The following is a 14,482-nucleotide window of genomic DNA, read 5'->3' as shown; positions in this document are numbered from 1 at the left end:
CGAACTGGCCGACGGCGCCGACCACGCGCTGGGCGGCGTCCTGGATCTCGATGATCACCTCGCCGGCCTGGCCGGACAGCTTCAGGCCCAGTTCGGCCTGCTGGCGGCCGCGGTCGATCAGCGACACGGCGTCGGCGGCGAGCTGCTGGTTCTGCTGCACCACCTGGGTGATTTCCTCGGTGGCGGAGCTGGTGCGCGAGGCCAGCTGGCGCACTTCGTCGGCCACCACGGCGAAACCGCGGCCCTGGTCGCCGGCGCGGGCCGCCTCGATGGCCGCGTTGAGCGCCAGCAGGTTGGTCTGGTCGGCGATGCCGCTGATGCTCTTGACGATGGCGCCGATGGCCTGCGACTGCTTGTCCAGCGCCTCGATGCCCTGCACGGCTTCCTGCATGCGGTTGGCCAGCTCGCGCATCACGTCGAGGGTCTGCTGGACCACGTCGGCGCCCTTGCGCGCGGTGTCGTCGGTGCCCTTGGAGGTCTCGAAGGCCATGCCCGCGGCGGTGGCCACGGCGTTCTCGCGTTCCACCTGGTCGGTGATCACGGTGGCGAACTTGACCACTTTGTAGAGGCGGTCGTGGGCGTCGATGATCGGGTTGTACGAGGCTTCCAGCCACACCGTGCGGCCGTGGCTGTCGACGCGCCTGAAGCGCCCGGCGACGAATTCGCCGCGGCGCAGCTGCTCCCAGAAGTCGCGGTACTGCGGGGCGTTGTAGTCCTCCGGGGCGCAGAACAGGCGGTGATGCTTGCCCTGGATCTGCGCCAGGCTGTAGCCCATGCCGTCGAGGAAGCGCTGGTTGGCGGTGAGCACCTCGCCGTCGAGGTTGAACTCGATCACCGCCATGGAGCGTTGCAGCGCGGTGATCAGGTTCTCGTGCTCGCGCGAGGATTCGATGGTGCGGGTCAGGTCGCTGGCGTACAGCGAGAAACGCTGGATCACCCCGGCGCTGTCGCGGATCGGCTGCAGGATCGAGCGCAGCCAGGCTTCCTCGCCGTCGCCACGCAGCAGGCGGATGACCCCGGCCAGGTGCTCGCCGCGCTCCAGCGCGACTTTCACCTTGGTGTGGAAGTCCAGGCCGCGCACGTGCACCGGTATCAGGTCGAGCAGCGCGCGCCCCTGCAATTGCGCGCCACGGTAGAGCATCTCCTTCTCGAAATTGGCGTTCACCGACTCGATGCGGCCACGCGGGTCGAGGTAGAGCGCGAGCATCTCGTCGTCGAGGCTGGCACGTATCTGCTCGACGGACGACAGCTCTTCGCGCAGGGCCGACAGCTCCTGCTTCAGGCGGGCATTGAACATTCGCAAGGTACTCGGGATGGAGAGGTTGACTGCTAGGGCATCGGCTTCGCAGGTCGCTTCTTTAGGGGGTTTCAGACAAAAGAAGGCGTCTATTCGTCGGGTTTTTCGGGCTCTTTCCGGCTGACTGATCCGGGCGTATGCCGAAGCTTCCTGTAATGACGTCGTTTTCCCCTCGTCCTGTGCCGATTTCCCCTGAAACGCGCGTCGGGCTCCCCCGTTTTTGCCCGGCGCGAGCGCCACGGGCTTTCGCATACTGCCGCTGCCGCACGGTTTCGAGGGCGCGCCCCGGCCTTCCTCGGTTGCCAGCCGACGCGCGCAATCGCCAAGTCCGACGTGACGCAGGAGCCCCCATGAACAGTCGCCGCCCTACCAGCGCATCGCCCCCCACCGCGGCCTCTCGCAGCCTGCCGTCGTCACCCGAGCTGGCCGCAGGCGTCGCCCACGCGCATTCCCGGCAGGAGCCGCCGTTGCGCATCGGCATCGATGTGGGCGGCACCAACACCGACGCGGTGCTGATGCGCGGGCGGGAGGTGCTGCATGCGCTCAAGCGGCCGACCACCGACGCCGTGGGCGATGGCGTGGCGGCAGCGGTGGACGAGCTGCTGCGCTGCGCCGGGGTGGCGCCGGCGGCCATTGCCGCGGTGATGCTGGGGACCACGCAATTCCTCAACGCGCTGTTGCAGCGCCGGCACCTGGCGCGGGTGGCGGTGGTGCGCCTGGCGCTGCCCAGCGGCGATGGCGTGCCGCCGCTTCTGGGCTGGCCGCGCGAACTGCGCGCGGCCATCGGCGAGCAGGTGTACCTGGCCAACGGCGGTGCCCGCTTCGATGGCCAGAGCTACAGCGAGCTGGATGTCGACCAGTTGCGGCGCATCGCCGAGTCGATCAGCGAGCGCGGCGTCGAGGCGCTGGTGCTGTCTTCGACCTTCGCCCCGCTGCGGCCGGACATCGAGAAGGCCGCGCTGGACGTGTTCCGCCGCACCCTGGGCGAGCGCGTGCAGGTGACCCTGTCCAGCGAGGTGGGCGGCATCGGACTGCTCGAACGGGAGAACGCGGCGATCCTCAACGCCAGCCTGCAGCCGCTGGCGCAGCGCGTGGTCGCCGACCTGCTGCAGGCCTTCCGTGGCCTGGCGCTACAGGCGCCGCTGTATATCAGCGAGAACGACGGCACCCTGATGACCCCGCGCATGGCGGCGCGCTTCCCGATCCTGACCTGCGCCGCCGGGCCGACCAACAGCCTGCGCGGCGCGGCCTTCCTCAGCGGTGTCGAGGACGCCCTGGTGGTCGACGTCGGCGGCACCACCACGGATGTCGGCGTGTTGCTGCGCGGCCTGCCCCGGCAGAGCGCCAACCCGCAGGAGCTGGGCGGCGTGCGCTGCAGCCTGAGGCGCCCCGACGGCCTGTCGGTGGCCCTGGGCGGCGGCACCCTGGTGCACCTGGAAGGGGAGGCGCCGTGCCTCGGGCCCGACTCGCTGGGCCTGGACATCCGCCAGCACGCGCGGGTGTTCGGTGGCGACCGGCTGTGCGCCACCGACATCGCCGTGGCCGCGCAGGGCCTGACGGGCATCGGCGATGCGCGGCACCTGGCCGGGCTCGACCCGGCGCTGGTGCGCTGGGCCATGGCGGCCATGGTCGGCAGCGTGGAACGGGCGATCGACGGCATGCGCAGCAGCGCCGCGGCGGTACCGGTGGTGCTGGTAGGCGGCGGCGCTGTGCTGCTGCCGATGCAACTGCAGGGCGCCTCGGCGGTGTTGCGACCGGCCCACGCCGAGGTGGCCAACGCCGTCGGGGCGGCCGTCGCCCAGGTCAGCGGGCGCGTCGACCGGCTGTTCGACATGCACCCGGGCAACCGCGACGACGTGCTCGAGCAGGCCCGCCAGGAAGCCCGCGAGGCGGCGGTGTGGGCCGGCGCCGACCCGGGCAGCGTGAGCATCGTCGAGGTCAGCGAGTTGCCCATGACCCATCTACACACCGGCGCGACCCGGGTCCAGGTGCGCGCCGTCGGCGACCTGGCCCTGGCGGCGCTCGCGCCTTGAACCGGAGAATGAAGCGATGATCGAGTTCGACAGTCTTTCCAGCCAGGACCTGGCCCGAGGCGCGATGTTGCTCGGCACCGGCGGGGGAGGCGATCCGTACATCGGCGAGCTGTTCCTGCGCCGCCAGTTGCAGCGTGGCCGGCAGCCGCGCCTGGTACCACTCGACGAGATCGCCGACGAGGCCTTCGTGGTCAGCGTGGCGGGTATCGGCGCGCCCACCGTACTGGTCGAGCAACTGCTCAGCGAGAGCGCCCTGGAACGCATTCTGGAAGAGGCCGAAAGCCTTTACGAGCGACGCATCGACGCCCTGGTGTGCGCCGAGGTCGGCGGCGCCAACGCCATGCTGCCGCTGGCCGCCGGGGCCCTTGGCGGGCGCCCGGTGGTGGACGCCGACGGCATCGGCCGGGCCTTCCCGCACATCGAGATGACCACCTTCGGCATCCACGGTTGCAGTGCTTCGCCGGCGCTGTTCTGCGACGACCTGGGCAACCTGGCGCGGCTGTCGGCGGCTGACAACCCGACCCTGGAGCGCATGGCCAGGTCGCTGGCCGCGACCCTGGGCGGCAGCCTCTATGGCGCGCTGTACCCGATGACCGGCGCGCAGCTCAAATGCTTCGCCGTGCCCGGCAGCTTGAGCCTGGCGTTGCGCATTGGCCGTTTCATCCGCGAGTCGCGCACGGCCAGCGCCGACCCGGTGACCGCCCTGGTGGGATTCCTCGACGCCCTGGAGCCAGGGCGGCCGGCACGCGAGCTGTTCGACGGCAAGATCGTCGATGTGCGCCACGAGACCCGCGACGGCTTCCACTGGGGGCAGGTGCTGATCGAAGATCGCGCCGGCGTTGCCGAAACCGTGCAGGTCGACATCCAGAACGAATTCCTTCGTGCCCGCCAGGGCGGCCGCACCCTGGCGCTGGTACCCGACCTGCTGTGCCTGCTCGACAGCGAGAGCGCCGAGCCGCTGGCCGCCGAGCACCTGCGCTATGGCATGCACGTGCGCCTGCTGGCCTACGCCGCCTCGCCGCGGCTGCTCGGCGAGGCGGCGTTGGCGGTGGTCGGGCCGCGCCGCTTCGGCCTGGGCGAGGACTGGGCGCCGTTCGCCGGGGCGGACGCATGGGAGGCGGGGACATGAGCTTCGATCCCACCGCCGCCGAGCATGCCACCCGCGCGGTGCCGGCTGGCCAGGGGCTGGCCGGCTGGCGCATCGGCCTGATCCTGATGGGCGCGATGATCGCCCTGCCGTCGTTCATGACCGGCGCGGAACTGGCCCATTCGCTGGGGCCGGGCGGCGCGCTGCTGGCCTGCCTGGGCGGCGGGCTGATCCTGCTGCTGGTGGCCTTGCCGGCCGCCTACGCCGGCGCGCGCTCGCGGCTGACGACCTACATGCTGATCATGGACGCGTTCGGCAGTGTCGGCGGGCGCCTGGTCAACCTGCTGCTGTCGCTGTCGCTGCTGGGCTGGTTCGGGATCATCGCCAGCCTGTTCGGCCGGGCCATGGTGGTGGCCGAACCGGTCGCCCTGAGCGGCGTCCCGGCGCTGTACTGGAGCCTGCTGGGCTGCCTGCTGATGCTCTACACCAACCTGGTCGGCTTTCGTGGCCTGGATGGCCTGTCGCTGCTGGCCACGCCGCTGAAGCTGATCCTGCTCGGCTGGCTCTGCTGGCAGGCGCTGGGCCACGCGCCGGGGCCCGTGTCCACGCCGGCGTACTCGCTGCGCCATGGGATGTCGCTGGTGGTCGGCGGCGTCGCCATCGGCTGCATCCTGATCCCCGATATCTGCCGCTTCGCGCGCTCGCCCGGCGGCGCGCTGCTGGCCTGCGGCGGGGCGTTCGGCCTGGGCTTCCCACTGTTGCTGGCGCTGGTCGGCCTGCCGAGCCTGGCCAGCGGCGAGCGCGAGCTGGTGGCGATCATGCTGGTCTTCGGCCTGGGCCTGCCCGCGATGCTGATCCTGCTGCTCTCGGCCTGGTCGACCAACGCCTACAACCTCTACGCCACCACCCTGGTCTGGTCCAGCATCGCGCCACGGCTGCCGCGCTGGTCCCTGGCGATGCTCGCCGGGGTGGTCGGCACGCTGGCCGGGACGCTGGGGCTGGCCGAGCGATTCACGGATTACCTGGTGCTGCTGTCGGTGGCGCTGCCGCCGGTGGGTGGCGTTTATCTGTGCAATTACTACTTGGGGCTGCGTTGGCCGCGGCGTGCGCGGCGCTGGCGCCCCGCGGCCTTCGTGGCCTGGGCCGGCGGCGTACTGGTGGCGACGCTGCACGACCACGGGGCGGTGAGCCTGGTCGGGGTGCCGGCGCTGGACGCGTTGCTGATCGCGGCCGCCCTCTACCTGGCCTTGCACTGCGGGTGCGGCCGGGCGATATCGCAAGAAAGGGAGAGATGATCATGAAGGAGCACTCAAGTGGCCGTTTCGCGCCGGGCGTCCAGGTCGACGGCGCGCTCGTGCGCGAACGCCTGCTCGCCGAGCTGCTCGGCGGCGCGCCGCGCACGGCGCGGCTGATGCTGGTCTGCGCCCCGGCGGGGTTCGGCAAGACCACCCTGCTGGCCCAGGCCGAGCGCCTGCTGGCCGGGCGCGGCGAACCCACCTTCTGGCTGAACTGTGCGGACGGCGACAGCGAGCCGGGCGCGTTTCTCGACGCCCTGGCCCAGGGCCTGCGCCACGGCGGCCTGGAGGTGGCGGCCGAGGGCGGACTGGAGGCGCTGCTCGCGGCGCTGGACGCCGGCCCGCGCCGTGGCTGCCTGTTCCTTGACCAGGTCGAGCGGCTGCAGGGCGCCGAAGTCGAGCGGTTGCTGGAACGCCTGGCGCACGGCCTGCCGGGCAACATGCGGCTGCTGCTGGGCAGTCGCGCGCGACCGGCATTCGCCCAGGTGCAATTGGAGCTGGCCGGCAAACTCAAGGTGGTGCGCGCCGACGGCCTGCGCTGCACCGAAGTCGAAGCCCGGCAGTTGCTCGGTGGCGTGTTCGACGAGGAGTGCACGCGGCACTGGACGCACTATACCCAGGGCTGGCCGTTCGCCCTGCGGCTGCTGCGCCTGCACGGCGGACGGCATGCGCACGGCACCGTCTTCGATTACCTGGCGCGCGAGCTGTTCGCCAGCTGGCCGCCGGAACTGCGCGAGTTCCTGCTCGACGCTTGCGTCCTCGATAGCTTAGAGGTGGCGTCGCTCAACCACCTGCGCGAGCACGACGACACCGAGCGCGCGTTGCGCGCCGCCGAACGCCTGGTGCCCATGACGGTTCAGGAGAAGCCGTTGCGGGCGCACCTGCACCCGCTGTTGCGCGAATTCCTCCTGGGGCGCCTGGAGAGCCGCGAGCCGCTGCGCTTCGCGCAGTTGCAGGCGCGCGCGGCGGTCTATCACGCAGCCAACGGGCAGATCGTGCGCGCCATCGAACACGCCGCCCGTGGCCGCCATCACGCCCTGGCCGCCGAACTTGTCCTGGAGGCCGGCGCGCTGCGCCTGCTGGTCAGCGAGGGCGCCGGGCGCACGCGGGAGCTGCTCGACCTGCTGCCTCCGCCCGAGGTGCGCCGGCACCCACGCCTGCGCCTGATGCTGGCGTACCTGCACATGATCGGCGGCGAGGCGTTGCCGGGCAGCCTGGACCTGTCACGCCTGGAAGTCGAACTGCAGGACAGCGCCTGTGCCGAGGCGCGCACCGACCTGTTCTACGGGCGCGCCATGCTCCTGGCCTGCGGTGGTTGGCGGGCGTCGGAGGATGAGGTCCGCGAACGGGTCGAGGCGGCCATGGCCGACGCCCGCCTGCGCTACTTCGAGGACCCGCGCTACCTGTGCCTGGCGTTGCCCGGCGCCATCCTGCAGCTGCTGCGCTACGGCGATATCGACGAGGCGCGGCTGCGCCTGGAGGAGCTGTTGCAGATCAACCGCAGCGAAGGTTTTCACGAGAATCTGCCCTGGACGCGCCTGTACCGGGCGCTGGCCGATTCGGTGGAGGCGCGCTTCGGCGAGGTGCTGGAGACGGTCGGTGGCCTGCTCGACGGCGATGGCGCCAGCGCGCGGCCGGGAATATTCGATCAGCTGCTGCACGCCCTGCTCGGCCACGCGCGCTACGCACGAGGTGAGCTGGGCCTGGCACGCGAGGCTTTCGCCCGCTGCCTGCCGAAGATCGGGCCGCCCCTGGCCGAAGTCATGGCGAGGGGCGTGATAGGCGCGGCGCGCGCGGCGTTCTTCGAAGGCGATATCGACGAGGCGCTGGCAGGGCTGGAGGCGCTGCGTCGGGGGCGCGGACGCGAAATGCCATTGCGCCGCGCCGGGCTGGCGACCCTGGTGGAGCTGCGCTGCCGTCTGGGCGAGGTGGAGGCCGCCCTGGCATTGGCGCTGGAGATCGACCTGGCGCCGCGCTGGGCGCAACTGCGCGAGGGCGCTCCGGTGATCTGGGCCGAGCTGCTCGCGGTGGCCCAGGCCCATTACTGGCTGCTGGTCAGCCAGGGGCAGCCGGCGGCGGCGCGGGAGGTCGCCGAGGCGCTCGAAAGGATGGCCCGCGAGCGGCTCAACCAGACCGGCGTAGGCCGTGCGCTGACGCTCAAGGCCCATGCACTGCTGGTCGGTGAGTTGCCGGGGGATCCCGACGCGGCGCTGGACGAGGCGCTGGCGCTGCTCAGCGCCGGTGGTTCGCTGCAATGCTTCATCGAGGCCGGCGCGCTGGTCGTCACCCGCCTGCGCGAGATGGCCAGGCGACCGGGGCGCGAACCGTCGGCGCTGATCCCGCGTTGCATCGAACAATGGGAAAGGCACTTCCGCGCGCGCCTGGACGCCCAGGCCCTGTTCACCCGCCGCGAGCTGGACGCGCTGGTCAGCCTGGCCGGCGGGCGCACGACCAAGGCCATCGCGCGCGAGCTGGGGATATCCCCGGAAACCGTGAAACAGCACCTCAAGGCGGTCTACGCCAAGCTTGGTGTGCACCGCCGCAAGGAAGCGCTGGCCGCGGCGCGCAGCCGGGCGATCCTGCCCTGACGCGCGCCCCGGCGGGGTGGATCAGTCTTCGCGGCTGGTGACTTCCACCAGGTGGTAGCCGAACTGGGTCTTGACCGGGCCCTGGACCTGGTTCAGCGGGGCGCTGAACACCACCTGGTCGAACTCGCGGACCATCTGGCCCGGGCGGAACGAACCGAGGTCGCCGCCGCTGCGGCCGGACGGGCAGGTGGAGTTGTCACGGGCGACCTGGGCGAAGTCGGCGCCACCTTCGATGGCGGCCTTGAGTTCGTTGCACTTGGCTTCGCTGGAAACCAGGATGTGACGGGCGGATGCACGGGCCATGGGGTTGCTCCTTTAAGGCAGAGATAAGGGAGGCAGAGACTAGCGCATTTGCCGGGTGCGGCCCACAGGGAGGGGGTGAACGGGCGGGGACGGCAATGGTTCTGGCGGGGCGCGGCGGATAACGCCGTTGGCGTTACGCGCCCTACGGGAGATGCCGGTGTGGCTGATCGCCCGACCGTAGGGCGGATAACCGTTCGCGGTTATCCGCCGATGTCCAGCCATATGGCGCGCTCCTACGCGTCAGGCGCGGCCGAACACCTCGTCCAGGTGCGCGCGGTAGCGCGCCACGTCCGCCTCGACGTTGGGCCGCTTCATCACGTCCACCGCGAGGAAGGTCGGCAGCGGGCGCATGCCGAGGAACTGGTTGGCCTTGTGGAAGGGGAAGTAGACCGCGTCCACGCCCTTGCCCTCGAAGAAGTCGCTGGGGTCGTCGAAGGCCTGCTGCGGGGCGTTCCAGGTGGCCGAGATCATGTACTGCTTGCCGTGCAGCAGGCCGCCGCTGCCGTATTTCTGCGAGGCGTCGGAGCGGGTCCGGCCGTCGTTGGCGTAGAGGCTGCCGTGGCCGGCGGTGAAGACTTCGTCGATGTACTGCTTGACGGTCCAGGGCGCGCCCATCCACCAGCCGGGCATCTGGTAGACGATCACGTCGGCCCAGAGGAATTTCTGCACTTCTTCCTGGATGTCGTAGCCGCCGTCGATGAAGGTTTCCTTCACGTCGAAGCCGGCGTGGTCGAGGTGCGCCAGGGCCGCTTCGTGCAGGGTGGCGTTGTACTGGCCGTTGGAGTGGGCGAACTGCTTGCCGCCGTTGAGCAGGAGGATGTTTTTCATGGTGGGCTCCGAAAGCGCGAAAGCTGTGAATGGCCGGCAGGATAGCCAGCGGCCGGGCGCGGAAAAACCGGCCCGGGCGCAATTGATTTGTGTTTTTAACTCACGAATCGGCGCCGGGAATTGCTCTAGGTTATGTAATCCTCAATCAACCGGAGCCCTGCCGTGAGCAGCCCCTACGCCTTCATCCTCCACGCCCACACCCGCCCGGAACGCGCCGCCGACTTCGAACGGCTGTTCCGCGCCTACCTGGCGCCGAGCCGCGCCGAGGACGGCTGCATCCAGTACCACATGCTGCGCGACGCCAGCGACCCGACGCTGTTCAGCTTCTTCGAGGTCTGGGCTTCCCGCGAGCACCTCGCGGTGCACAGCGCGCTGCCGCACATGCGCGCGTTCCACGCGCGGCGCATGGACTACCTGCGCCGCGACTTCGACATCCACGAGGTGGAGGTGATGGCGCCGCTGCCCGACTGAGCGCGCGGGGGCAGCGAAAACCCGGCGGATCGCGCATCATGTGCGGCAATCCACCAAGGGGAGCCTTACATGCGCGTTTCGTCGTCCGTTCTGCGATGCCTCCTGCCGGCCCTGGCGCTGCTGGCCGGCGCCGGCCATGCCGTGGCCGCCGAGCCGCTGCTCGAAGCCATCAACGACTTCCGCAGCCAGCCGCAGTCGTGCGCCGGCCAGGCCAGCGAAGTGCTGCCGCCGCTCGGCCAGGACCCGCGCCTGGGCCTGGCGCCCGGCGTGCAGGACTGGCAGGCCGCGCTCAAGGCCAGCGGCTACCCGATGAGCAGCGCGCGCATGCTCAGCCTGACCGGGCCGAAGGACGCCACGGCGGCCATGGCGGCACTGCGCGAGAGCTTCTGCCAGGTGCTGCTGGACCCGCAGTTCATCGACGTCGGCTTCAGCCGCGAGGGCAACGACTGGCGCGTGGTGCTGGCGCGGCCGCTGCTGCAGGGCAAGCTGGGCGACTGGCAGGCCGAGGGGCAGAAGTTGCTGCAGGCGGTCAACGCCGCCCGTGGCCAGGCGCGCCAGTGCGGCGGCCAGGCGTTCGCCCAGGCCGCGCCGCTGGGCTGGAACGCCACCCTTGGCGGGGTCGCCGAGGAACACAGCCGCGCGATGGCCAACGGCAACTACTTCTCGCACCTGGACCGCGACGGCCGCACCCCCGGCGACCGCGCCGAACTGGGCGGCTACAGCGCCGGCGCGGTGGGCGAGAACATCGCCGCCGGGCAGGGCACGGCGAAGGCGGTGGTCGACGCCTGGCTGGCCAGCCCGGGGCATTGCGCCAACCTCATGAGCCCGCAGTTCCGCGAGCTGGGCGCGGCCTACGCGGTGGACCCGAAGAGCGACGCCGGCATCTACTGGACGGCGATGTTCGGCGCGCCCTGAGGCGCGCCTTCAGGCGAGGCTGCGTTGCAGCTGCGCGATGGTGGCGCTGAGGCTGCCCAGGTGCTCGCGCTGCACCCGTTCGACGCTGCCCTGGTCCTGCGGCCAGTGCAGCGCGATGCTGCCCAGCACGCGCTCGCCGCTGCGCACCGGCAGGGCGATGGCGCGGATCAGGAAGGGCAGGCGCACCGAGTATTCCCAATGCCCCTCGGTGCGTTCGCCGAAGCCCCGGTGATGCGCGCGCTGGTGCAGTTCCAGCAGCTCTTCGCCCTGTAGCGCGTGGCGTTCGGCGAGGCCGCGCACGCAGTCCTCGTCCAGCACCGACAGGCAGGCCTGGCCCATCGCCGAGTGGAACAGGCTGGACTTCAGGCCGACGATCATCCGGTTGCTCGGGTAGCGTTTGCGCAGCCGCTCGGGGATCGCGCTTTCCACCACGCGCAGGTCGGCGCCGTCGAAGAACGACAGGTCGGCGACCAGCCCGGTGCGCTCGCTCAGCTCCTTCAGCAGCGGCGCGGCTTCCTCCACCAGGCGCCGGCTGCGGCGCTCGTCGGCGTCGCCGAACAGCCGCCGCGAACTCAGGCGGTAGCGCCGGTCGCACAGGCCGCGATACAGCCAGCCCTGCTCCTGCAGGGTATGCAGCAGGCGCGACACCGTGGCCTTGGGCAGGCGGGTGAGGTAGTGCAGTTCCTCCAGCCCGAGCGAGCCGTGTTCGCCGAGCAATTCGACGATGGCCAGGGCGCGCTCCACCGAGCGCACCGTGCTGCCTTCCTCTTTCCCCTGCATCGTGCCTCCCCAGTTCCCTTCAGACATGGCTGAAGGTAAAGCGGAGGCAGGATGCGTGCCATGCCCGGCCGGGCCGCGCGGCTCAGCGTTCATCGAGCATCGCCGGCGGCCGCCGCGCGACCCAGCGGGTGCGCTGCTCGTGGGCGTGGGCCAGTTGCAGCACGGCGAGGTCGGCCTGCGCCGGGCCGAGGATCTGCACGCCCATGGGCAGCCCGGCGGCGTTGAAGCCCACCGGCACGTTCATCGCCGGCAGGCCGGCGAGGGTGGCGCCGACCACCACTTCCATCCAGCGGTGATAGGTGTCCATCGGGCGTCCGGCAATGGCATCCGGCCATGCCAGTTGTGCATCGAAAGGGAACACCTGGGCGCTGGGCAGGAGCAGGTAGTCGTAACGTTCGAAGAGCTTTTCCAGGGCACGGTACCAGTCGCTGCGGTCGATCGACGCCTGGTACACGTCGGCGGCGCCCAGGCCCAGGCCCGACTCCACTTCCCAGCGCGCCTCGGGCTTCAGCTGCCGGCGCAGTTCGGGGGCGGCGTAGGCCTGCGCCAGGTTGCCGGCCACCAGCCACTGGCGGTGCACCAGCCAGCAGCGCCAGAGGCGTTCCAGGTCGTAGTCCGGCAGGCACGGCTCGACCTCGGCGCCCAGGGCGCGGAAATCCGCCAGGCCGTTCTCGCAGAGTTCCAGCAACCCCGCCTCGGTCGGCAGGTAGCCGTCGAAGTCGCCCAGCCAGCCGATGCGCGTGCCGCGGAAGTCGCGTTCCAGCGGGCCGTCGAGGTCGGCCGTGCCGCGCAGCGACAGCGGCACGTCGCGGGCCTGGCCGGCCTGGGTGCGCAGCAGCGCGGCGACGTCGGCCACGCTGCGGCCCATGGGGCCCTCGCTGGCCAGTTGCTGGACGAACAGGTCCTGGCCCGGGCCGAAGGGCACGCGGCCCTGGGACGGGCGCAGGCCGTAGACGTTGTTGAACGCCGCCGGGTTGCGCAGCGAGCCCATCATGTCGCTGCCGTCGGCCACCGGCAGCATGCGCAGGGCCAGCGCCACGGCGGCGCCGCCGCTGCTGCCGCCGGCGCTGCGGCTGGGGTCGTAGGCGTTGCCGGTGGTGCCGTAGACGGCGTTGTAGGTGTGCGAACCGAGGCCGAACTCGGGCACGTTGCTGCGCCCGACGAAGATCGCCCCGGCGCGCCGCGCGCGCTGCACCACATGGGCGTCGTGGACGCTCACCTGGCGGGCGAACAGCGGCGAGCCCATGCTGGTCACCAGGCCGGCGCAGGCAGCCAGGTCCTTGGGCGCCTGGGGCAGGCCGTGCAGCCAGCCGAGCCACTGGCCCTGGGTCAGCAGGCGGTCGTACTCGCCGGCCTCGCGCAGCAGTTCATCCTCGCTGCGCAGCGCGACCAGCGCGTTGACCCGCGGGTTGAAGCGGGCGATCTGTTCCAGGTAGGCCTGCATCACCTCGCGGCAGCTCAGCTGGCGGGTGCGGATCGCTTCGGACAGCGCCAGGGCGCCGAGGGCGACGATTTCCGCCTGGGGTGCGCTGGCGTAGGGCGAGGGTTGGGTGGCGGTGGCGCTCATTCACAGACTCCGGGCAGTGGAAAGGGGGGCGCGGGCGCGGCGGCGGGCCAGCGCCTCGGGGGCGCCTTCACGGAGGAAGGCGAGGGCGAACAGGCCGATCAGCGAGGCCGCCAGCACGTACCAGGCCGGCGCCGTCGGCGTGCCGCCGACGCGGGTCAGCCAGGCGACGATGAACGGGGCGAAGCCGCCGAACAGCATCACCGCGACGTTGTAGGCCAGGGCCAGGCCGGTGGAGCGCACGCGGGTGGGGAACTGCTCGGCCACGGCGGTGGGCGCCGGGCCGTAGCTGACGCCGATCAGGCTGCACAGCACCAGCTGCATCACCAACAGGTGCTGGATGCTCGGCGCGCCGGCCACCCAGGCGAACAGCGGGTAGACCATCAGGGTGAAGCCGAGGGTGCCGGCGAACAGCACCGGGCGCCGGCCATAGCGGTCGGACAGCGCGCCGGAGATCGGGATGATCAGCGTCATCAGCGCCACCGCGAGCATCTGCACCATGAACACCTGGTCCAGCGGCAGGCCGAGCTGGGTGTGGGCGAACGTCGGCATGTTCACCAGCACCACGTAGAAGGACACGGTGCCGCTGATGGTCGAGCCCATGGTCACCAGCACCGCGCGGCGATGCTCGTTCAGCACCTGGCGCAGGGTCACCGGCGGCTCGCTGCCGCTGGCGCGCACGAAGTCCTCGGTTTCCTCCATGTGCCGGCGCATCCACAGGCCCACCGGGCCGATCAGCAGGCCGACCAGGAAGGGCACGCGCCAGCCCCAGGCGTCCAGCGCCTCGGGCGACAGGTTGTGGGTGACCAGCGCGCCCATGCCGGCGCCGGCGAACACCGCCAGGCATTGCCCGAACAACTGCCAGGCGCCGTACAGACCACGGCGGTTGGCCGGCGCCGACTCCACCAGGAAGGCCGTGGCGCTGGCGTATTCGCCGCCGGTGGCGAAGCCCTGGAGCATGCGCGCGATGACGATCAGCGCCGGCGCGCCGACGCCGATGGCGGCGTAGTCCGGGGCGAAGGCGATCAGCGCGATGGCCAGGGTCATCAGCGCGATGATCAGTTGCATGGCCGCCTTGCGGCCCTTGCGGTCGGCGTACAGGCCCAGCAGCACGCCGCCCACCGGGCGCATGAAGAAGCCCACGCCGAAGGTGGCCAGGGCCATCAGCAGCGAGGCGTAGGCGCTTTCGGCGGGGAAGAACAGCCGGGCGATGAGGCTGGAGAGGAAGCCGTAGACGATGAAGTCGTACCACTCGAGGGCGTTGCCGATGATCGCGGCGGCCACCTGGCGGTTGCGCGACATGGGGCGGGAAGCAGTCTGC

At 71.1% G+C, this 14,482-nt stretch carries 12 protein-coding genes; 6 read left to right on the top strand and 6 right to left on the bottom strand.

Translation table 11 applies throughout. The features are described from left to right. Window positions 1–1,297: methyl-accepting chemotaxis protein (locus P3W75_RS18075; RefSeq protein ID WP_276228688.1), on the bottom strand; the 1,297-nt coding region annotated here is incomplete at its 3' end. A 350-nt stretch (window positions 1,298–1,647) separates the two neighbouring features. Here P3W75_RS18075 and P3W75_RS18070 point away from each other — a divergent pair. From P3W75_RS18070 to P3W75_RS18055, 4 genes are read left to right on the top strand one after another with little or no spacing between them, the layout of a single operon-like run. After that, on the top strand, window positions 1,648–3,330 hold the full coding sequence (locus P3W75_RS18070) for a hydantoinase/oxoprolinase family protein (RefSeq protein WP_276228687.1): 1,683 nt from the start codon (window positions 1,648–1,650) through the stop codon (window positions 3,328–3,330). 16 nt (window positions 3,331–3,346) lie between these two features. Further along, window positions 3,347–4,459, top strand: a complete 1,113-nt coding sequence (locus P3W75_RS18065) for a DUF917 domain-containing protein (protein WP_276228686.1) — start codon at window positions 3,347–3,349, stop codon at window positions 4,457–4,459. Beyond that, window positions 4,456–5,712, top strand: coding sequence for a hypothetical protein (locus P3W75_RS18060; protein WP_276228685.1), 1,257 nt, complete (start codon window positions 4,456–4,458; stop codon window positions 5,710–5,712). The genes P3W75_RS18065 and P3W75_RS18060 overlap by 4 nt, the downstream gene beginning before the upstream one ends. Before the next feature lie 2 nt (window positions 5,713–5,714). After that, complete coding sequence (locus P3W75_RS18055) at window positions 5,715–8,300, top strand: LuxR C-terminal-related transcriptional regulator (RefSeq protein WP_276228684.1); 2,586 nt, start codon at window positions 5,715–5,717, stop codon at window positions 8,298–8,300. Between the two features lie 21 nt (window positions 8,301–8,321). Here the strand turns inward: P3W75_RS18055 and P3W75_RS18050 are convergent, their stop codons facing one another. After that, complete coding sequence (locus P3W75_RS18050) at window positions 8,322–8,603, bottom strand: peptidylprolyl isomerase (protein WP_043250780.1); 282 nt, start codon at window positions 8,601–8,603, stop codon at window positions 8,322–8,324. Window positions 8,604–8,843: 240 nt separating this feature from the next. Beyond that, a complete protein-coding gene (locus tag P3W75_RS18045; RefSeq protein ID WP_276228683.1) occupies window positions 8,844–9,431 on the bottom strand; it encodes an NAD(P)H-dependent oxidoreductase in 588 nt (195 codons plus the stop codon). A 162-nt stretch (window positions 9,432–9,593) separates the two neighbouring features. Here P3W75_RS18045 and P3W75_RS18040 point away from each other — a divergent pair, with 162 nt between their 5' ends. Next, a complete protein-coding gene (locus P3W75_RS18040; protein WP_276228682.1) occupies window positions 9,594–9,902 on the top strand; it encodes a putative quinol monooxygenase in 309 nt (102 codons plus the stop codon). A 69-nt stretch (window positions 9,903–9,971) separates the two neighbouring features. Then, on the top strand, window positions 9,972–10,817 hold the full coding sequence (locus P3W75_RS18035) for a CAP domain-containing protein (protein ID WP_276228681.1): 846 nt from the start codon (window positions 9,972–9,974) through the stop codon (window positions 10,815–10,817). Window positions 10,818–10,826: 9 nt separating this feature from the next. Here P3W75_RS18035 and P3W75_RS18030 read toward each other — a convergent pair whose 3' ends face one another. The 3 genes from P3W75_RS18030 to P3W75_RS18020 all read right to left on the bottom strand — a co-directional run bounded on the left by P3W75_RS18030 (window position 10,827) and on the right by P3W75_RS18020 (window position 14,463). After that, window positions 10,827–11,597, bottom strand: a complete 771-nt coding sequence (locus P3W75_RS18030; protein WP_276228680.1) for an IclR family transcriptional regulator — start codon at window positions 11,595–11,597, stop codon at window positions 10,827–10,829. Window positions 11,598–11,679: 82 nt separating this feature from the next. After that, window positions 11,680–13,164, bottom strand: coding sequence for an amidase (locus P3W75_RS18025; protein ID WP_276228679.1), 1,485 nt, complete (start codon window positions 13,162–13,164; stop codon window positions 11,680–11,682). Then, window positions 13,165–14,463 carry a citrate-proton symporter gene (locus P3W75_RS18020; RefSeq protein WP_276228689.1) on the bottom strand — a complete coding sequence of 433 codons (1,299 nt, stop codon included), beginning with the start codon at window positions 14,461–14,463 and terminating at the stop codon, window positions 13,165–13,167. Window positions 14,464–14,482 lie beyond the last annotated feature (19 nt).

This window comes from Pseudomonas citronellolis (assembly GCF_029335315.1).
In the GTDB taxonomy this organism is placed as follows: domain Bacteria; phylum Pseudomonadota; class Gammaproteobacteria; order Pseudomonadales; family Pseudomonadaceae; genus Pseudomonas; species Pseudomonas citronellolis_A.
This window is presented reverse-complemented; position numbering and strand designations above follow the sequence as displayed.

What these genes read in the sequence shown, in the direction of transcription:
- P3W75_RS18030 (WP_276228680.1), bottom strand. Translation starts at nt 11,597, where the DNA reads ATGCAGGGGAAAGAGGAAGGCAGCACGGTGCGCTCGGTGGAGCGCGCC.
- P3W75_RS18070 (WP_276228687.1), top strand. Translation starts at nt 1,648, where the DNA reads ATGAACAGTCGCCGCCCTACCAGCGCATCGCCCCCCACCGCGGCCTCT.
- P3W75_RS18050 (WP_043250780.1), bottom strand. Translation starts at nt 8,603, where the DNA reads ATGGCCCGTGCATCCGCCCGTCACATCCTGGTTTCCAGCGAAGCCAAG.
- P3W75_RS18060 (WP_276228685.1), top strand. Translation starts at nt 4,456, where the DNA reads ATGAGCTTCGATCCCACCGCCGCCGAGCATGCCACCCGCGCGGTGCCG.
- P3W75_RS18025 (WP_276228679.1), bottom strand. Translation starts at nt 13,164, where the DNA reads ATGAGCGCCACCGCCACCCAACCCTCGCCCTACGCCAGCGCACCCCAG.
- P3W75_RS18065 (WP_276228686.1), top strand. Translation starts at nt 3,347, where the DNA reads ATGATCGAGTTCGACAGTCTTTCCAGCCAGGACCTGGCCCGAGGCGCG.
- P3W75_RS18035 (WP_276228681.1), top strand. Translation starts at nt 9,972, where the DNA reads ATGCGCGTTTCGTCGTCCGTTCTGCGATGCCTCCTGCCGGCCCTGGCG.
- P3W75_RS18055 (WP_276228684.1), top strand. Translation starts at nt 5,715, where the DNA reads ATGAAGGAGCACTCAAGTGGCCGTTTCGCGCCGGGCGTCCAGGTCGAC.
- P3W75_RS18045 (WP_276228683.1), bottom strand. Translation starts at nt 9,431, where the DNA reads ATGAAAAACATCCTCCTGCTCAACGGCGGCAAGCAGTTCGCCCACTCC.
- P3W75_RS18020 (WP_276228689.1), bottom strand. Translation starts at nt 14,463, where the DNA reads ATGTCGCGCAACCGCCAGGTGGCCGCCGCGATCATCGGCAACGCCCTC.